Below are 15717 nucleotides of genomic sequence, written 5' to 3'. Positions count from 1 at the left end.
CCTAGGGTCAGGATCATGGCCCAAGCGATCCCCGGCGCGTGTTTTCAAAGCCTTGATGGCGAGGGGCCGGTCGTGATCTCGGTCCCACATGGCGGCCGTGCCTATCCGCCGGGCATGACGGACGACCTGCGGGTGCCGCTGTCGGCCGTCATGGCGCTGGAGGACCGGCTGGTCGATCTGGTGGGCGAGGCCGCGCGCAGTATCGAGCCGATGCTGGTCCAGTCCACCCCGCGCGCCTGGATCGACCTGAACCGCGACGAGCGGGAGCGCGACCCGCTGATCGATGAGGGCGCTCGGGTGGGGGCCCGTGCCTCGACCAAGCTGCGCAGCGGGCTGGGACTGGTGCCGCGCCGGGTGGCGGGCCATGGCGATATCTGGACGCGGCGGTTCGGCGATGCCGAGATGGTGGCCCGGATCGAAAGCGACCACCGACCCTATCACCAGGCGCTGGCCGAGCGACTTGCGGCCACGCGGGCGCGTTATGGGATGGCCGTGCTGCTCGACCTGCATTCGATGCCGCCGCTCGGGGCTCCGGGGCTCGTCCCGCGTGTGGTGATCGGCGACCGGCATGGGACGACCGCCGCGCCCCGCTTCGTCCGCCGGATCGAGGTGGAGGCGCGCGGCGCAGGGATCGCGATCACCCGCAATGCGCCTTATGCCGGGGGGTATATCGTCGAGCGGCATGGCGATCCCCGGCGCGGCATCCATGCCGTGCAGCTGGAGCTCGACCGCTCGCTTTATCTGGATGCGGCGCTGGAGGCGCCGGGGCCGGGCTTCGACGCGACCGTGCTGCTGGTACGCCGCATCCTGGCCGCACTCGCCACCGAAGCGATGGGCCAACCCGCGACGCTCGCCGCCGAATAAAAAACCACCTCGCGCAAGGGGGAGAGCGCGAGGTGGCCAAGGTTCAGGGAGGAGACACGCTGAAAGCGTGTCGCACGACACCGCGAAAGGGGGGACACGATGTCGTACTGGTATAAATAAGAAGGGGCCTATTTGGTTCAACCCCCGCCCCCGCAATTCGTCATTTTTTCGTAACGGGTGGTGGCGGAAGCGGTGCGCAGGCTTGGACGGGACCTATGGTTGTGGGGGCTGCGGGCTGGCTTGCTTCGCACAGTGGCGGATTGCAATCGGCCAGAAACGGTCAATGCTGACTCGCCTTGATCACCCGGCTTGTAAATGTGCGGTCAGCTTGTCAGGCGCAATCAGGACGGATGCACCCCACGCCTCAAAAAGGCGGATTGGCTCGACCAGTACCGACCTATGACAGCGATTTACGACCAACAGCCATTCCGCGAACGCCCAAAATCCGGACTTTGCTCGCTGTCTTGTCGTCCGTTACACTGCACAAGCCAGCGTGACGGAATTGGTAGACGTATCGCTACAGCGGTCCTGGAAACAGGTGCGGGTTCGATCCCCTGCCGTTGGCAATCTTCGCCCACCCCAGACGTAGCAGGCGGTTTGGCATCCGCCTGAAGGCGGTCATTCCGAGCGGTCGGGAGATGACACAGATGCGGAGCTATTTAGGTTTAGGGGTTGTGCTGACGGTCACAATTTGGCTGTTGGCCAGCATGATCATGCTTGGTCCGCTCATGGGCGATTGTCTGCCTGAGATGGGGCATAGCTGCCCTACGGACCACGAACGCCGCCTCAGTTTGTTATGGATTGCGCTTGCGGCGGCCGTCATCAATGTAGTTGCGGTTTGGCTTCTGATCCGCCTGCGCCGATCCTAAAGCCCCGGTCCACGACCGGGGCAATCAGGGGCTCGTGGAAAAACTCGACGAACGGGCTCAGCGCCGCCGCAGGCTCATCCGGGCGATCAGGCCATCGCGCAGCAGATAATGGTGGCGCAGTGCCGCCGCGACATGGATCGCGACCAGTACCAACATCGCCCAGCCCAAGATTTCATGCGCCTCGTGCCCGAAATGCCCCGCGGCCTTGCCGATCGGCAGGGGCGGCACGTCGAACAGGCCGAACCAGCTGACGGGGCGCGGCACGTCGCGGCCCGATCCCATCGCCCAGCCGGTCAGCGGCATGACGATCATCAGGACATAGAGCAAGCTGTGCAGTGCATGGGCACTCCCCCGGGCCCAGCTCGGGATTTCGGCGGGCAGGGGCGGCGGGCGATGGCCCAGGCGCCAGACGATCCGCGCGGCGGTCAGCGCCAGCACGGTCAGGCCGATGGCCATGTGCAGCGGAATGGTGCCGGGCAACAGGCTCTCATGGAGCAGCCCGATGGCCAGATTGGCCACGACCAGGGCCGCGATCGTCCAGTGAAAGACGATCGCGACCCGGCTGTAGCGCGGACTGGAGAAGGCCTGCCCGCGCATCACATCAACCCAGCGGCTGGAGCTGGGGCTGCGGCATCTTGCCCTGCTGCGCCTGGCGCGCGAAGATGTCGCGCATCAGCGAGAGCGAGAAGAGATGCGCATAGAGCAGCGGCAACATGCCCGACTGGCTCATCTTGCGCAGCTGGTCGCCGCGCAGGTCGACCAGCTTTTCCTCGTTGATCATCTGGAAACCGCGATAGACGAAGGGCTGATCGGCGCCTTCCGGCTGGATCGAGACTTCGCCGTCCATCAGCAGGCCCATCTCGGCCAGTTCGGTCATGAAGTTCTGGGTGCGCGCTCCGGCCTGCTCGAACGATTCGTTGAACGACAGGATGTTCTTGGTCAGCTCGCTGGGCTGGTTGCCGTCGAACAGCGCCTCGCCCTCATCGAACGCGCCGATGGTCGGCGAGGTCGGGTCGAAGCACAGCGACAACTCTTCCGACTCAGGCCGCAGGCGCGCCAGCATGTACGGATAGCGGCGGATATAGGCCGGGACGTAGAAGTTCGGCTCGCTCAGGCGGCCCTCGTCGTCGACGAAGACGTTCACGCCCTCGTTCAGGCCCATCAGCGCCAGCGGGATCGGCTGGTCGCCGACCGAGAAGACGATCGGCATGAAACGCTGGACCAGCGGGAATTCGTCGACGGTCACGGGGATCGCGTGCTGCCCGACCAGAAACGGCGCCGTCTCCTGCGGACGGACCTTGAAATTGGCGTGAGCCTCGCTCGAAAGCGGCTCCAGGCCGTTATAGAAAAGGGGAAGGGACGGCGCGCTGGCCATGATGATCTCCAAAAAACTCGTCCACGCGAGCCCCCCGGCCGCGCGTCGTGGCCCCGTGTCTATGGGCCCGGGGCCTTATGCGCAAGCGACGAGCTTGCCGGGATTGAACAGACCGTGCGGATCGAGCGCCGTCTTGATGGCGCGGATCGCCGCGACCCGCTCGGGCGAGAGGCGGGCGAGTTCGTCGCGCTTCATCTGGCCGATGCCGTGCTCGGCCGAGATGGTGCCCCCCGCCGCCGTCACCAGGTCATGGACGAAGCGGGTGATGGTCGCGGCATCCTCGGCATAGAAACGGTCGCGATCGGTGCCGGGGGCGGCGCGGACGTGGAAGTGGATATTGCCGTCGCCCAGATGCCCGAAACCCGAGGCATGGGTGCCGGGGAAGCGCGCATCGCAGGTCGCCGCCGCCTCCACCATGAAGCGCGGCATGGCATCGACGGGAACCGCGATGTCGTGCTGCACCGCCGGGCCGAGCGCGCGCTCGGCGTCGGACAGCGAATGGCGGAGCAGCCAGAATGCCTCGGATTGCGCCTGCGATGCGGCGATCACCGCATCGGCGACCACCCCGTCCTCGATCGCGCGGGCGAGTTGCGTCTCCAGCATCGTGGTCGGATCGGCGTGCGCGTCGCCCGTGACCGCCTCGATCAAGACATGCCAGGGGTGTGCGCCCTCCAGCGGGCTCCGCGCGCCGGGCAGATGCGCGATGGCGGCGGCCAGGCTTTCGGCGGGCAGGATCTCGAAGCTCTCGATCATGTCGCTCGCCGCCTGCAACCGGCGCAACAGGGTCAGCCCTGCGCCGGGATCGGACAGCCCGACCCAGGCAGTCGCCGACCGGGCGATGCCGGGTGCCAGCCGCAGCGCGGCGGCGGTGACGATCCCCAGCGTCCCCTCCGCGCCGATCAGCAACTGGCCGAGATCATAGCCGCGATTATCCTTCTTCAACGCCGACAGACCGTCATGGAGCGATCCGTCGGGAAGCACCGCTTCGATACCCAGGGTCAGACCGCGCATGGTCCCGAAGCGCAGCACCTGTGTGCCCCCCGCATTGGTGGAGACCAGGCCGCCGACCGTCGCATTGCCCTTCGCCCCCAGGGTCAGGGGAAAGCGCGCGCCCTCCGCTTCGGCGGCGGCGTGGAGATCGGCCAGGATCACCCCCGCCTCGGCCACGACCATGCCCGCCCCGGCATCAATTCGCCGGATTCGGTTCATCCGCCGCGTCGACAGGATCAGCGCCGATCCGTCGGCGGGTGGTGTCGCGCCGCCGACCATCGAGCTGTTGCCCCCCTGCGGCACCAGCGACACGCAGTGTTCGACCGCCGCGCGCAGCACCGCCTGCACCTGCCCAGTATCGGCGGGGGCGATGATGGCGGGCGCATGCCCCGAAAAGCGGCGGCGCCAGTCGATCTCCCACGGCGCAATCAGCGCGGGGTCGGTGATGATGCCCTTGGGCCCCAAAACGGGACGCAGGGCTTCCAGAAAGGCGGTCTGGGCAGGGTTCATGCGGATTCGACTAGGCCAGGTTCATAAAGCGTTCAACGATACGGCGTATGAAGACAGGCCAAGACATGCCGCGCCGCCATCGAAACCTTGCCGCCATCGCCCTGATGACGCTGACGACGCCCGCCCTTTTGGGGGCGGCAAACCCGATTCCGATGTCCGGTCCGCCGGTCCATTATGCGCAGATGGTCATTCGCGAGCATGTCGTGATCCGTGTGCCCCGCACCGCACCGTCCCCCGCCCCGACACGGTGGAAGGAGCGGAAAGGTCCCCGCTGCATCCCCGCGCAGCAGCTGGCCGGCGCGCTTCCGGCCGAGGAAGGTGCGGTCGACATCGTCCTGACCGGCAACAAGCGGGTCCGCGCGCGACTGGTCCGCGCCTGCCGTCAGATCGATTATTATTCCAGCTTCTATATCCGCCCCGGTCCCGACGGACAGATTTGTGCCGGTCGCGATCCGATCCGCACCCGGGCGGGCCGGACCTGTGAGATCGAACGGTTCCGGGCGCTGGTTCCGGCCCGCTGAACCGCCCTCCACCGGCCGAATTCCTGACGCCGGGGCTGTGGAAAACTTGACTTTCGCCGCCAAATCCGCAAGCGCGCAGAACTGCTGGGCGCGTGCGGGGCGATTCCCGCCTGGCGTCAAATTTCGGAAAACTGCATGAGCTTTGCCGATCTCGGCCTCTCCGACGAACTTCTGAAGGCGGTCAACGACGCCGGCTATACCGAGCCGACGCCGATTCAGGCCTCCGCCATTCCTTCCGTGCTGATGATGCGCGACATCATCGGCATCGCACAGACGGGGACGGGTAAGACCGCCGCCTTCGTGCTGCCGATGATCGATATCCTGGCGCATGGCCGCAGCCGCGCCCGGATGCCGCGCAGCCTGATCCTGGAGCCGACGCGCGAACTCGCCGCGCAGGTCGCCGAGAATTTCGAGAAATACGGCGCCGGCCAGAAGCTTTCGATGGCGCTGCTGATCGGCGGCGTGTCGATGGGCGACCAGATCAAGGCGCTGGAAAAGGGCGTCGACGTGCTGATCGCGACGCCGGGCCGCCTGATGGACCTGTTCCAGCGCGGCAACATCCTGCTGACCGGCTGCTCGATGCTGGTCATCGACGAGGCCGACCGGATGCTCGACATGGGGTTCATCCCCGATATCGAGGAAATCTGCACCAAGCTGCCCGCGCAGCGCCAGACGCTGTTGTTCTCCGCGACCATGCCGCCGCCGATCAAGAAGCTGGCCGACAAGTTCCTGGAAAACCCCAAGACGATCGAGGTCGCGCGTCCCGCCTCGACCAACATCAACATCACCCAGTTCGTGGTGCCGGTCGCCGCCCAGTCGTTCGAGAAGCGCAAGCGCCTGCGCCAGTTGCTGGGGCAGGAAGAGGTGCGCACCGCGATCATCTTCTGCAACCGCAAGACGACGGTGCGCGAGCTGAACAAGTCGCTCAAGCAGCATGGTTTCCGCTCGGGCGAAATCCATGGCGACATGGAGCAGCCGCAGCGTCTGGCCGAGCTGGAACTGTTCAAGCGCGGCGACATCAACATCCTGGTCGCCTCCGACGTCGCGGCGCGCGGGTTGGACATCAAGGGTGTCAGCCATGTGTTCAACTTCGATGCGCCCTGGCACCCGGACGATTATGTCCACCGCATCGGCCGCACTGGTCGTGGCGGCGCGACCGGCATCGCCTATACCTTCGTCGCGCCCGATGATGCCGAGAATCTCGAGAATATCGAGAAGCTGACCGGCCAGAAGATCGACCGCCTCGAACTGCCTGCCCCCGCCGAGGAAGAGCGTCCCGCCCGTCGCACGCGTCGCGATCGCAGCGCCCGCCCGGCCGAGGTCGAGACGGTGGAAGCCCAGACCGAGACGGTCGAGGAAGCCCCCCGCACCCGTCCCGCGCGCGTGCGTCGCGAAGAGCCGCGCCGCGAAGAACCGCGTCGCGATCAGCCCCGCTTCGAGGAGCCGCGCGGACCGCGCCGGGACGATCGCCGCGACCGTCGCCGCTCGAACGCAGACGAGGCGCCCGATGACGGCGGCTGGAACGGCCCGATCCCGGACTTCCTGAAGGTTTCGTTCGGGATCTGACGGCGCGTCATGTCGCTCGACATCATCAGCTTCGTCGAACCGCAACCGGCCAGTCTCGCCAGCCCGTGCGTGCTTGTCTGCACGATGGACAAGGCCACCGGCTGGTGCCTGGGCTGTGCGCGGACGATCCGCGAAATCTCCAATTGGAGCGCCAAGCCCGCCGAGGAACGCCGCGCGATCCTGGCGGCGCTGCCGGCGCGTCAGGCCGAACTGGCGGCGCGGAAGGGGTAAGTTCCGCCCTGCGTTTCGCGTAAGCGGACCGCTATCGCCCGACGAACCGCCCCGGCCGCCGCTCGGTCACCGCCCGTACCCCTTCGGCGAAATCCTCGGTCTGCATCAGCTTGGCCTGTTCGGCGAGTTCGTGGTCAGTCGCCGCCTCGACCAGTGCACGCAGGTCGCCGCGCAGCGTCCGCCGGGTCGACGCGACCGCCAGCGGCGCGCCCGCCGCGATCTCATGCGCCAGGGCCAGCGCCGTGGCCTTTAACGCATCGGCGGACACCAGTTGGTCGACCAGGCCCCAGCGCTCCGCCTCTTCTCCGCGTATCCGTCGTCCGGTCAGCAGCATCAGCGCGGCGCGCTGTCGGCCGATCACCCGCTCCAGCACCGCTGAGATGCCAAAGCCCGGATGCAGGCCCAGCGTCACGAAATTGGCGACGAAGCGCGCTTCGGGCGTCGCGATGCGGAAGTCGGCGACCAGCGCCAGCCCCAGGCCCGCCCCCACCGCCGCGCCCTGTACCGCCGCGACGACCGGGGTCTGCACGCCGAACAGCCGCGCCGCCGCCATGTAGAAGGGGCTGCGCACGCCGGGCGGCAGCGGTTCGGCGACCGGATTGGCATTGACCAGATCCGCGCCCGCACAAAATACCCGCCCCTCTGATCGAAGCAGGATCGAACGTACCGCAGGATCGGCATCCACCGCCTCAAACGCATCCGCCAAAGCCGAAATGGTTCCTACCCCCAGATGATTATGGGGCGGATTCCGTAGCGTCAGGACCGCGACGGGGCCATCCAGATCAATTTTCACAGTCATGCCGCCCTCTTAAACCGGCTTTAGCGCCGCTGACTAGCGCCATACCCGTTGCTCGAAAGACACAGCGCACGGACAAGCGTTATCGTCCTCGACACCGTGCTTGAGGGACCCCGGCGGAACGCGGTAAGCGCGCCCCATGTCATGATCACCGGCCGATGACAGGGCGGGACAGGACAGGGGTGCGGGCCAGGTCCGTGTCAGGAGAGGATGCCGGGCGGCCCGGAGGCGGGCCGCCCCTTCCCTCCCCTTGATCACCACTCATCGTCGTCATGCCTTGCTGTGCTCGAATCGGGCGTGTCGTGTCGCAAGACCGATTCGGCCTTTTGACCGAATGGTACAGTAACCGGTTACATTTTTTTCTAAGCCGGCGCGTTTGAGATGCCGGGCAATTAAACGTCGGCAGCCCCTCAACTCCTTATAATCGGAGCGCATTTTGTGCCGGAATAGCAGCCAATGCCAGGGGCCGGACAGCGGCGCTCCCGCTCTTCCCCGGCGGGGGCCGTTCCGGCTAGGTTGCGCCCCGTAACGACCGGGCCCCATCCGCCCGCCAAGTCGTAAAAACGAAGCGAGGAGAGACCATGTACGACCGCCGCCGCGTCCTGAATCTGGGCGGCCTCAGCCTCGCTGCCATGATGACGGGCTGTGCCGGGCCGCAGGGGCGGGTGACCGCCCCGCGCATCATTCCGCAGGTGCAACCCGACCTGATCCGCGACTTGCAGGAACGCAGCTTTCGGTTCTTCTGGGAAACGACCGACGCCGATACCGGCCTGGCGCCCGATCGCTGGCCGACGCCCTCCTTCGCCTCGATCGCGGCGGTAGGCTTTGCGTTGACCGCCTATCCGGTCGGCGTGGTCAATGGCTGGATCACGCGGGAGGAAGCGCGCGCCCGTACGCTGACCACGCTGACCTTTTTCGCCAATGCGCCGCAAGGACCGGGCGAAACCGGGTTCAGCGGCTATAAGGGCTTTTTCTACCACTTCCTCGGCGTGACCAAGGGGCTGCGCTTCGCCAAGTGCGAGTTGTCGACGATCGACACCGCACTGCTCTTGGGCGGCATGTTGTTCGCGCAGAGCTGGTTCGATGGCGATCACCCCGACGAAGTGCGCATCCGCGCGCTGGTCGACCAGATCTACGGCGCGGTCGACTGGACCTGGATCAGGCCGCGCATGCCCTTCGTCTCGATGGGATGGCTGCCGGAGACGGGGTTCATCAACGCCGATTGGAATGCCTATAACGAGTCGATGCTGCTCTATCTGCTGGCGCTGGGCTCCCCCACCCATCCGCTGCCCGATGGTACATGGCAGGCCTGGACCGAGCGGTTCGAGCCGAGCTGGGGCTCGCGCTGGGGCGAGCCGCATCTGCAGTTCGCGCCCCTCTTCGGCCACCAGTACAGCCACGTCTGGGTCGATTTCAAAGGCATCCGCGACGGCTATATGGCGACCAAGGGCATCGACTATTTCGAGAATAGCCGCCGCGCCACCTATGCCCAGCAACGCTATGCCATCGCAAATCCGGGCCGCTGGGCCGCCTATGGCTCCGACATCTGGGGACTGACCGCGTGCGACGGGCCGGGGGATTTCACCCAGACGATCGACGGCGTCCGCCGCGAGTTCTTCAGCTATTCGGCGCGAGGACCCGGCGAGCGCGACGACGGCACATTGGCCCCGACAGCCGCCGCCGGATCGATCGCCTTCGCCCCCGATATCGTCATGCCCGCGATCAAGGCGATGCACGACCGCTATGGCGCGGGCATCTATGGCAAATATGGCTTCCTCGACGCGTTCAACCCGACGCTGACCAAACCCGACGAGCCGTTGAAACATGGCGAGATCGTCCAGGGCGTCGGCTGGGTCGACAAGGATTATCTGGGCATCGACCAGGGTCCGATCGTCGCGATGATCGAGAATCACCGCACCGGCCTGATCTGGAACACGATGCGACGGAACCCGCATCTGCGACGGGGATTGCTAAGGGCAGGATTCACCGGCGGCTGGCTGAAGGGATAGTCGCCGCCCAAGGGAGGCCGCGATGCCCGACACCATCCTGATTACCGGCGCCTCGGCCGGGCTGGGCGCGGATTTCGCGCGAGCGCTGGCGAGGAAGCCGGTAACCCTGGTCCTGACCGCCCGGCGGACCGACCGGCTGGCGGCGCTGGCGAGCGAGCTGGGCCAGCGGCCGGGGGTGGAGGTGCATGTCGTCTCCGCCGATCTGAGCCAGCCGGAGGGGGTGAAGGCGCTGCTCGACGGCATCGCCGACAGGGGGCTGTCGATCGACACGCTGATCAACAATGCGGGCTTCGGCGCGCTGGGCGACTTTACCGAGAGCGATCTGGTGACGCAAACGGGGATGATCGACCTCAACGTCCGCGCGCTCGTCACGCTCACCCATGCGCTGCTGCCGCCGATGCTGGCGCGGGGGCGAGGCGCCGTACTGAACGTCGCGTCCACCGCCGCCTTTCAGCCAGGGCCCTATATGGCAGTCTATTATGCCAGCAAGGCGTTCGTGCTGCACTTTTCCGAGGCGCTGCATGAGGAGGTGAAGGGTCGCGGTGTCACCGTCACCGCGCTCTGCCCCGGGCCGACCAGGACCGAGTTCGCCGATATCGCGGGCATGGCCGAGACGCCGATGTTCGAGCGGTTTGCGGGTACGTCCGAACAGGTGGTGCGCGACGGCCTGGCGGCGCTGGAGCGGGGACAGGCGGTGATGGTGTCCGGGCTGCTCAACCGGCTGACCGCCGTCAGCACGCGGATCGCGCCGCGCGGAGTGTTACGGCGGGCGGTGGCGAAATTACAGAGCGGGCGGAAATAGGTTCGTTGGCGTCTCCGCGCGAACCTATTCCGCCGTCACCGGCGTCCGGCTCCCCCGCACGCTGTCGAAGGCGTAGAGCGCGCATCCCGTCCAGATCAGCACGAAGGTCACGATGTGGACGGGCTTGAGCGGCTCGCCGAACAGCAGCACGGCCTGCGCGAATTGCAGGGTCGGGGCGATATATTGCAGCAGGCCGAGCGTCGCATAGCGCATCCGCCGCGCCGCCGCCGCGAACATCAGCAGCGGCGCCGCCGTCACCGCGCCCGCCAGGATCAGCAGCATGTCGAGATGCCGGTCCACCCCGAACGCCGCCGTGCCGTCACCGCTCGCCTGGAGCAGCACGAACAGCGCAGGGGCGGCGAGCAGCAGCGTTTCGACCGTCAGGCCGCCCAGCGCATCGATCGCCGCAATCTTGCGGACAAAGCCGTAGAAGCCGAACGACAAGGCCAGTGCCAGCGAAATGCCGATCGACCCGCCCCCGCTGACCGCCAGCACGACCACGCCGATGGCGGCGATGCCCACCGCCACCGCCTGCATCCGGCGAATCCGCTCGCCCAGCAAGGCGACGCCCAGCCCGACATTGACCAGCGGATTGATGAAATAGCCGAGGCTCGCCTCCAGCACATGGTTGTTCTGGACCGACCAGATATAGACCAGCCAGTTGACCGCGATCAGCGCGGCACTGGCGCAGAGCAGCAGCAAGGTGCGGCCTCGCGCTGCCGCGACAATGGCTTTGCCGCGCCGCGCGACCAGCACAACCACTGCGAGCAGCAACAGCGACCACAGGATGCGATGCGCCAGTACCTGAAGCGCGGGGACGCCCTTCAACAGCTTGAGGTACAGCGGCAGGATGCCCCAGCTGACATAGGCGCCGATGCCCAGCAACAGTCCGGTACGCGCAGATGAAGCGGTTGTCATGCCGCCCCCTGTTCACGCTCGGGATGCGGATGGCAAGCCGGGAGTCACCCGGCGACCATGCCCCTCATCTCGACCGCGCCGCCCAGATTGACGACGCGGCCCGATACCATACCGGTAATCCGCACCGAGGCGCCGCGCTCGACAATGACATCGCCCGCGACCATGGCCTTGATCGTCGCATGGACACCGGAGGCGACAAGGACGTCGCCACCGACCATTCCGCGCACCGTCCCGTCCGACGTCACTTCGAGCGAACCCGCCGTCATTCCGCGCATGACATCCTCCTGCCTTGAGAGACAGGACGCAGGAGGGCGGGATTGGGTTCAGGGCGAGGGCGGAGCCTCAATCCGCGAACAGCATCACCGGCGTTTCCAGCAGCCGCTTCAACGCCTGAACATAGCTGGCCGCGTCATAGCCATCGACGACCCGGTGGTCGCAGCTGATCGACAGGTTCATCAGCTTGGCGCGCGCGATCGTCTCGCCGCCGCGCCCGTCGGAGCGGAAGACGGGCCGCTCGACGATGCGGTTCGGGCCGATGATCGCGACCTCCGGCCGGTTGATGACCGGCGTCGTCGCGATGCCGCCGAGCGGCCCCAGCGAGGTCAGGGTGATCGTGCCGCCACCCATATCGCCGCTGGCGATGCTGCCCGCGCGGGCGGCCTCGGCCAGACGGCCGATCTCGGTCGCGAGTTGCCAGACGTTGCGGCTCTCGGCGTTGCGGATGACCGGAACCATCAGCCCGGCGGGGGTCTGGGTCGCCATGCCCATATGCACCGCGCCCGACCGGTTCACCACGCCCGCTTCGTCGTCATAACGCGCGTTGAGCATCGGGAAGTCGGGCAACGTCTTGCAGATCGCGACGATGAGGAGCGGCAGCATGGTCAGCTTGGGTCGGTTGCCCCGCCCGGCGTTCAGCTGCGCACGCGTCTCTTCCAGCGCGGTGACGTCGATTTCCTCGACATAGGTGAAGTGCGGGATGGCGCGCTTGGACGCGGCCATGTTCTCGGCGATGCGGCGGCGCATGCCGATGACGCGCACCGCTTCGTCGGCGCGTGGGGCACGCGCAGGAGTATAGCCCTGGCCCGAGCCGTAACGCAGGAAGGCGTCGAGGTCGGAATGGCGAATGCGATCGTCCTCGGCGGGCTTCACGCTGCTGAGATCGACTCCCAGATCCTGCGCCCGGGCGCGGACGGCGGGCGAGGCGAGCACCTTCTTCTGCTCCCTCTCCCACAAGGGGAGAGGGAGATTGCGCTTCTTCGACGCCAGGGTTTTCGGCTTCCAAGACCGATTCGTCGGTCGCGGGCGAGACCGCTTCCTCGACCGCATCGGTCTCGATCACCATCAGCGCCGATCCGATCGGCACCTGGTCGCCGACTTCGCCTGCCAGCTCGACGATCGTGCCGGACACGGGCGACTCCATCTCGACCGTCGCCTTGTCGGTCATCATGTCAGCGACCGACTGATCCTCCTCGACCCGATCGCCCAGCTTGACATGCCAGGCGACGATTTCGGCCTCGGAGATGCCTTCGCCGATATCGGGCAGGCGGAAGGTGAAACGAGCCATGTCAGGCGTCCTTCAACAAGGTCTTGAGCGCCTGGCCGATACGGACCGGGCCGGGGAAATAGGCCCATTCCAGGCTGTGCGGATAGGGCGTGTCGAAGCCGGTCACGCGCGCGATCGGCGCTTCGAGATGGTAGAAACAGCGTTCCTGCACCAGCGCGGACAGCTCCGCGCCGTACCCGCCGGTGCGCGTCGCTTCGTGCACGATCATGCAGCGGCCGGTCTTCTTCACCGATTCCTCGATCGCCTCGATGTCGAGCGGTACGAGCGTGCGCAGGTCGATGATCTCGGCATCGACGCCCATATCGGCGACCACGGCGGCGCAGACATGGACCATCGTGCCGTAGCACAGGATCGTCACCGCCTCGCCTGCGCGCACCGTCGCCGCCTTGCCCAGCGGGATGCGGTAATAGCCGGTCGGCACCTCGCCGCCGGGATGCTTGGACCAGTTCTCCGCCGGGCGATCCCAATGGCCGTTGAACGGGCCGTTATAGATGCGCTTGGGCTCGAAGAAGAGGACGGGGTCATTGTCCTCGATCGCGGCGATCAGCAGGCCCTTGGCGTCATACGGAGTGGCGGGGATCACCGTCTTGATGCCGGAAACGTGCGTGAAGATGCCTTCGGGACTCTGGCTGTGCGTCTGCCCGCCGAAGATACCGCCGCCGAACGGCGAGCGCACGGTGATCGGCGCGGTGAACTCCCCCGCCGAGCGATAGCGCAGCCGCGCCGCCTCGCTGACCAGCTGGTCGAGCGCGGGGTAGATATAGTCGGCGAACTGGATCTCGGGGACCGGGCGCAGGCCGTACGCGCCCATGCCGACCGCGACGCCGATGATGCCGCATTCGGTGATCGGCGTGTCGAACACGCGGGTCTTGCCGTATTTCTTCTGCAGGCCAGCGGTGGCGCGGAAGACTCCGCCGAAATAGCCGACATCCTCGCCCATCACGACCACATCCGGGTCCCGCGCCATGACCACGTCCATGGCGGAGTTGATCGCCTGGATCATGTTCATGCGGGTGGTTTCGCCCGTTTCGGGCACGGTTTCGGTGACTTCGTTCACAGCACAGAACCCTTACCAGCACCGGTCCCCGGCGAAGGCCGGGGTCCAGTTGCGGTGTCATCGCGGCGGCGCGCGGCGGTTTGCCTCCCACGCGGCGGCTTGGCGCGCCACAAGCTGCGAGGCGACTGGACCCCGGCCTTCGCCGGGGAACAGGCGACGGCCGTCACTTCCGCGCCCATGGCCGTCCGCTCGCTTCTTCCTCGTCGAGCATCTGCTGGCGCTGCTCGCGCAAATGCCAGGGCATCTCCTCGAACACGCCGTCGAACAGGCTGTCGAGCGGCTGGTGCAGGCCGTGGCCGAGAATACCGTTCGCCTCGGCCGCCTTTTGCGCGGCGCGGACTTCCTCGGCGACTTCGCGGTCCTGGGTCGCGTGGCGCTCTTCGTCCCACTCGCCCAGGCCGATCAGGTGATCCTTCAACCGCCGGATCGGATCGCCCAGCGGCCACGCCGTCGGCTCGCCCGCCGAGCGATATTGCGTCGGATCATCCGAGGTGGAGTGGCCTTCGGTGCGATAGGTGAAATGCTCGATCAGCGTCGCGCCCTGATTGGTCCGCGCCCGCTCGGCGGCCCATTGGGTGGCGGCATAGACCGCCAGCGCATCATTGCCGTCGACCCGAAGGCCCGCAATGCCATAGCCGATCGCCCGCGCGGCAAAGGTCGTCGCCTCGGCGCCCGCGAAACCGGAGAAGCTGGAAATCGCCCACTGGTTATTGACGACGTTCATGACGACCGGCGCGCGGTAGACGGCGGCGAAGGTGCAGGCCGAGTGGAAGTCGCCTTCCGCCGTCGAGCCTTCACCGCACCACACGGCGGCGATGCGGGTGTCGCCCTTGGCGGCCGAGGCCATCGCCCAGCCCACCGCCTGGGGGTACTGCGTGGTCAGATTGCCCGAGATCGAGAAGAAACCGGCTTCCTTGGCGGAATACATGATGGGCAGCTGCTTGCCGCCCAGCCGATCCGCGCTGTTGGAATAGATCTGGTTCATCATGTCGACCAGCGACCAGTCGCGCGCGATCAACAGCCCCTGCTGGCGATAGGAGGGGAAGCACATATCCTCATAATCCAGCGCGTGGGCGGCGGCGACGGCGACCGCCTCCTCGCCCAGGGCCTTCATGTAGAAGCTGGTCTTGCCCTGCCGCTGGGCGCGGAACATGCGCTCGTCGAAGGCGCGGAGCAGCACCATGTGGCGCAGCATCCGGCGCAGGCCGTCAGGCGAGAGCTTGGGGTCCCAGGGACCGACCGCGCGGCCCTCGTCATCCAGCACGCGGACCAGCGTATAGGCGAGTTCATGGAAGCTGTCGGCGGGCGCGGCGGTGTCCGGGCGGCGCTGGGCACCGGCGGGCGGAACCTCGACACTGGCGAAGTCGACCGCATCGCCCGGCCGGAATTTCGGCTCAGGGACGTGCAGCTGCAACGGGGCCAGGTTGGCGCGCGAAATGCCTTCTGGCGGCACGGCCATGCTCTCTCCTCAACGCTTCGCCCGATTCCGCTCGGGTCGTTGCTATCTTTCAACCGTATGGAATTTTATTTCAAGCGCATTTTGGGGGCATCTACCGGCCAAACATGTCGGATCATGGCGTTTATCATTCCTCCCCTGGCAGGGGAGGTGGCAGGCCGTCAGGCCTGACGGAGGGGTGTCCCGCTA

The 15717-nt window shown here is 66.8% G+C and carries 15 protein-coding genes, 1 tRNA gene and 1 pseudogene; 8 read left to right on the top strand and 9 right to left on the bottom strand.

All coding sequences use genetic code 11. The features are described from left to right. Positions 1-15 precede the first annotated feature (15 nt). From SSA01S_RS17015 to SSA01S_RS17010, 3 genes are all read left to right on the top strand, one after another. Positions 16-864, top strand: a complete 849-nt coding sequence (locus SSA01S_RS17015; RefSeq protein ID WP_061781341.1) for an N-formylglutamate amidohydrolase — start codon at positions 16-18, stop codon at positions 862-864. Positions 865-1351: 487 nt separating this feature from the next. Then, positions 1352-1430: transfer RNA gene (locus tag SSA01S_RS19655), tRNA-OTHER, on the top strand. Next, positions 1425-1733, top strand: a complete 309-nt coding sequence (locus tag SSA01S_RS17010; RefSeq protein WP_061781340.1) for a hypothetical protein — start codon at positions 1425-1427, stop codon at positions 1731-1733. The genes SSA01S_RS19655 and SSA01S_RS17010 overlap by 6 nt, the downstream gene beginning before the upstream one ends. Before the next feature lie 57 nt (positions 1734-1790). On the opposite strand, the gene SSA01S_RS17005 is transcribed toward SSA01S_RS17010, so the two are convergent. The 3 genes from SSA01S_RS17005 to SSA01S_RS16995 form a co-directional block, all read right to left on the bottom strand. Next, complete coding sequence (locus SSA01S_RS17005) at positions 1791-2330, bottom strand: cytochrome b (RefSeq protein ID WP_061781339.1); 540 nt, start codon at positions 2328-2330, stop codon at positions 1791-1793. 4 nt (positions 2331-2334) lie between these two features. Then, complete coding sequence (locus tag SSA01S_RS17000) at positions 2335-3108, bottom strand: SapC family protein (protein WP_061781343.1); 774 nt, start codon at positions 3106-3108, stop codon at positions 2335-2337. 75 nt (positions 3109-3183) lie between these two features. Further along, positions 3184-4608 (bottom strand): FAD-binding oxidoreductase, encoded by a 1425-nt coding sequence (locus SSA01S_RS16995; protein ID WP_170171578.1) that lies wholly within the window; start codon positions 4606-4608, stop codon positions 3184-3186. A gap of 104 nt (positions 4609-4712) precedes the next feature. Between SSA01S_RS16995 and SSA01S_RS16990 the strand changes: the two genes are divergently transcribed. From SSA01S_RS16990 to SSA01S_RS16980, 3 genes are all read left to right on the top strand, one after another. Further along, positions 4713-5129, top strand: coding sequence for a hypothetical protein (locus SSA01S_RS16990; protein ID WP_156477899.1), 417 nt, complete (start codon positions 4713-4715; stop codon positions 5127-5129). A gap of 135 nt (positions 5130-5264) precedes the next feature. Then, positions 5265-6695, top strand: a complete 1431-nt coding sequence (locus SSA01S_RS16985) for a DEAD/DEAH box helicase (protein ID WP_061781336.1) — start codon at positions 5265-5267, stop codon at positions 6693-6695. A gap of 9 nt (positions 6696-6704) precedes the next feature. Then, on the top strand, positions 6705-6926 hold the full coding sequence (locus SSA01S_RS16980; RefSeq protein WP_058716795.1) for a DUF1289 domain-containing protein: 222 nt from the start codon (positions 6705-6707) through the stop codon (positions 6924-6926). A gap of 31 nt (positions 6927-6957) precedes the next feature. Here SSA01S_RS16980 and SSA01S_RS16975 read toward each other — a convergent pair whose 3' ends face one another. Further along, entirely contained in the window at positions 6958-7725 is a 768-nt protein-coding gene (locus tag SSA01S_RS16975; protein WP_061781335.1) for an enoyl-CoA hydratase/isomerase family protein, read from the bottom strand. Between the two features lie 578 nt (positions 7726-8303). Here SSA01S_RS16975 and SSA01S_RS16970 point away from each other — a divergent pair. After that, positions 8304-9731, top strand: a complete 1428-nt coding sequence (locus tag SSA01S_RS16970) for a glucoamylase family protein (protein WP_061781334.1) — start codon at positions 8304-8306, stop codon at positions 9729-9731. 22 nt (positions 9732-9753) lie between these two features. Continuing rightward, positions 9754-10533, top strand: coding sequence for an SDR family NAD(P)-dependent oxidoreductase (locus SSA01S_RS16965; RefSeq protein WP_061781333.1), 780 nt, complete (start codon positions 9754-9756; stop codon positions 10531-10533). A gap of 24 nt (positions 10534-10557) precedes the next feature. On the opposite strand, the gene rarD is transcribed toward SSA01S_RS16965, so the two are convergent. From rarD to SSA01S_RS16940, 5 genes and pseudogenes are all read right to left on the bottom strand, one after another. Further along, a complete protein-coding gene (gene rarD / locus SSA01S_RS16960) occupies positions 10558-11451 on the bottom strand; it encodes an EamA family transporter RarD (RefSeq protein WP_061781332.1) in 894 nt (297 codons plus the stop codon). Between the two features lie 44 nt (positions 11452-11495). Next, on the bottom strand, positions 11496-11726 hold the full coding sequence (locus SSA01S_RS16955) for a hypothetical protein (RefSeq protein WP_061781331.1): 231 nt from the start codon (positions 11724-11726) through the stop codon (positions 11496-11498). A gap of 67 nt (positions 11727-11793) precedes the next feature. Further along, positions 11794-13015 (bottom strand): annotated as a pseudogene (locus tag SSA01S_RS16950) (dihydrolipoamide acetyltransferase family protein). 1 nt (position 13016) lies between these two features. Continuing rightward, positions 13017-14024, bottom strand: a complete 1008-nt coding sequence (locus tag SSA01S_RS16945; protein ID WP_061781342.1) for an alpha-ketoacid dehydrogenase subunit beta — start codon at positions 14022-14024, stop codon at positions 13017-13019. A gap of 211 nt (positions 14025-14235) precedes the next feature. Beyond that, complete coding sequence (locus SSA01S_RS16940; RefSeq protein WP_061781330.1) at positions 14236-15531, bottom strand: 3-methyl-2-oxobutanoate dehydrogenase (2-methylpropanoyl-transferring) subunit alpha; 1296 nt, start codon at positions 15529-15531, stop codon at positions 14236-14238. Positions 15532-15717 lie beyond the last annotated feature (186 nt).

This window comes from Sphingomonas sanguinis NBRC 13937 (assembly GCF_001591005.1).
Taxonomy (GTDB): Bacteria; Pseudomonadota; Alphaproteobacteria; order Sphingomonadales; family Sphingomonadaceae; genus Sphingomonas; species Sphingomonas sanguinis.
This window is presented reverse-complemented; position numbering and strand designations above follow the sequence as displayed.

Excerpts from the sequence above, each read along its gene's own strand:
- SSA01S_RS17015 (WP_061781341.1), top strand. The coding sequence starts at position 16 with ATGGCCCAAGCGATCCCCGGCGCGTGTTTTCAAAGCCTTGATGGCGAG.
- SSA01S_RS17005 (WP_061781339.1), bottom strand. The coding sequence starts at position 2,330 with ATGCGCGGGCAGGCCTTCTCCAGTCCGCGCTACAGCCGGGTCGCGATC.
- SSA01S_RS17000 (WP_061781343.1), bottom strand. The coding sequence starts at position 3,108 with ATGGCCAGCGCGCCGTCCCTTCCCCTTTTCTATAACGGCCTGGAGCCG.
- SSA01S_RS16995 (WP_170171578.1), bottom strand. The coding sequence starts at position 4,608 with ATGAACCCTGCCCAGACCGCCTTTCTGGAAGCCCTGCGTCCCGTTTTG.
- SSA01S_RS16990 (WP_156477899.1), top strand. The coding sequence starts at position 4,713 with ATGACGCTGACGACGCCCGCCCTTTTGGGGGCGGCAAACCCGATTCCG.
- SSA01S_RS16985 (WP_061781336.1), top strand. The coding sequence starts at position 5,265 with ATGAGCTTTGCCGATCTCGGCCTCTCCGACGAACTTCTGAAGGCGGTC.
- SSA01S_RS16980 (WP_058716795.1), top strand. The coding sequence starts at position 6,705 with ATGTCGCTCGACATCATCAGCTTCGTCGAACCGCAACCGGCCAGTCTC.
- SSA01S_RS16975 (WP_061781335.1), bottom strand. The coding sequence starts at position 7,725 with ATGACTGTGAAAATTGATCTGGATGGCCCCGTCGCGGTCCTGACGCTA.
- SSA01S_RS16970 (WP_061781334.1), top strand. The coding sequence starts at position 8,304 with ATGTACGACCGCCGCCGCGTCCTGAATCTGGGCGGCCTCAGCCTCGCT.
- SSA01S_RS16965 (WP_061781333.1), top strand. The coding sequence starts at position 9,754 with ATGCCCGACACCATCCTGATTACCGGCGCCTCGGCCGGGCTGGGCGCG.
- rarD (WP_061781332.1), bottom strand. The coding sequence starts at position 11,451 with ATGACAACCGCTTCATCTGCGCGTACCGGACTGTTGCTGGGCATCGGC.
- SSA01S_RS16955 (WP_061781331.1), bottom strand. The coding sequence starts at position 11,726 with ATGCGCGGAATGACGGCGGGTTCGCTCGAAGTGACGTCGGACGGGACG.
- SSA01S_RS16945 (WP_061781342.1), bottom strand. The coding sequence starts at position 14,024 with ATGAACATGATCCAGGCGATCAACTCCGCCATGGACGTGGTCATGGCG.
- SSA01S_RS16940 (WP_061781330.1), bottom strand. The coding sequence starts at position 15,531 with ATGGCCGTGCCGCCAGAAGGCATTTCGCGCGCCAACCTGGCCCCGTTG.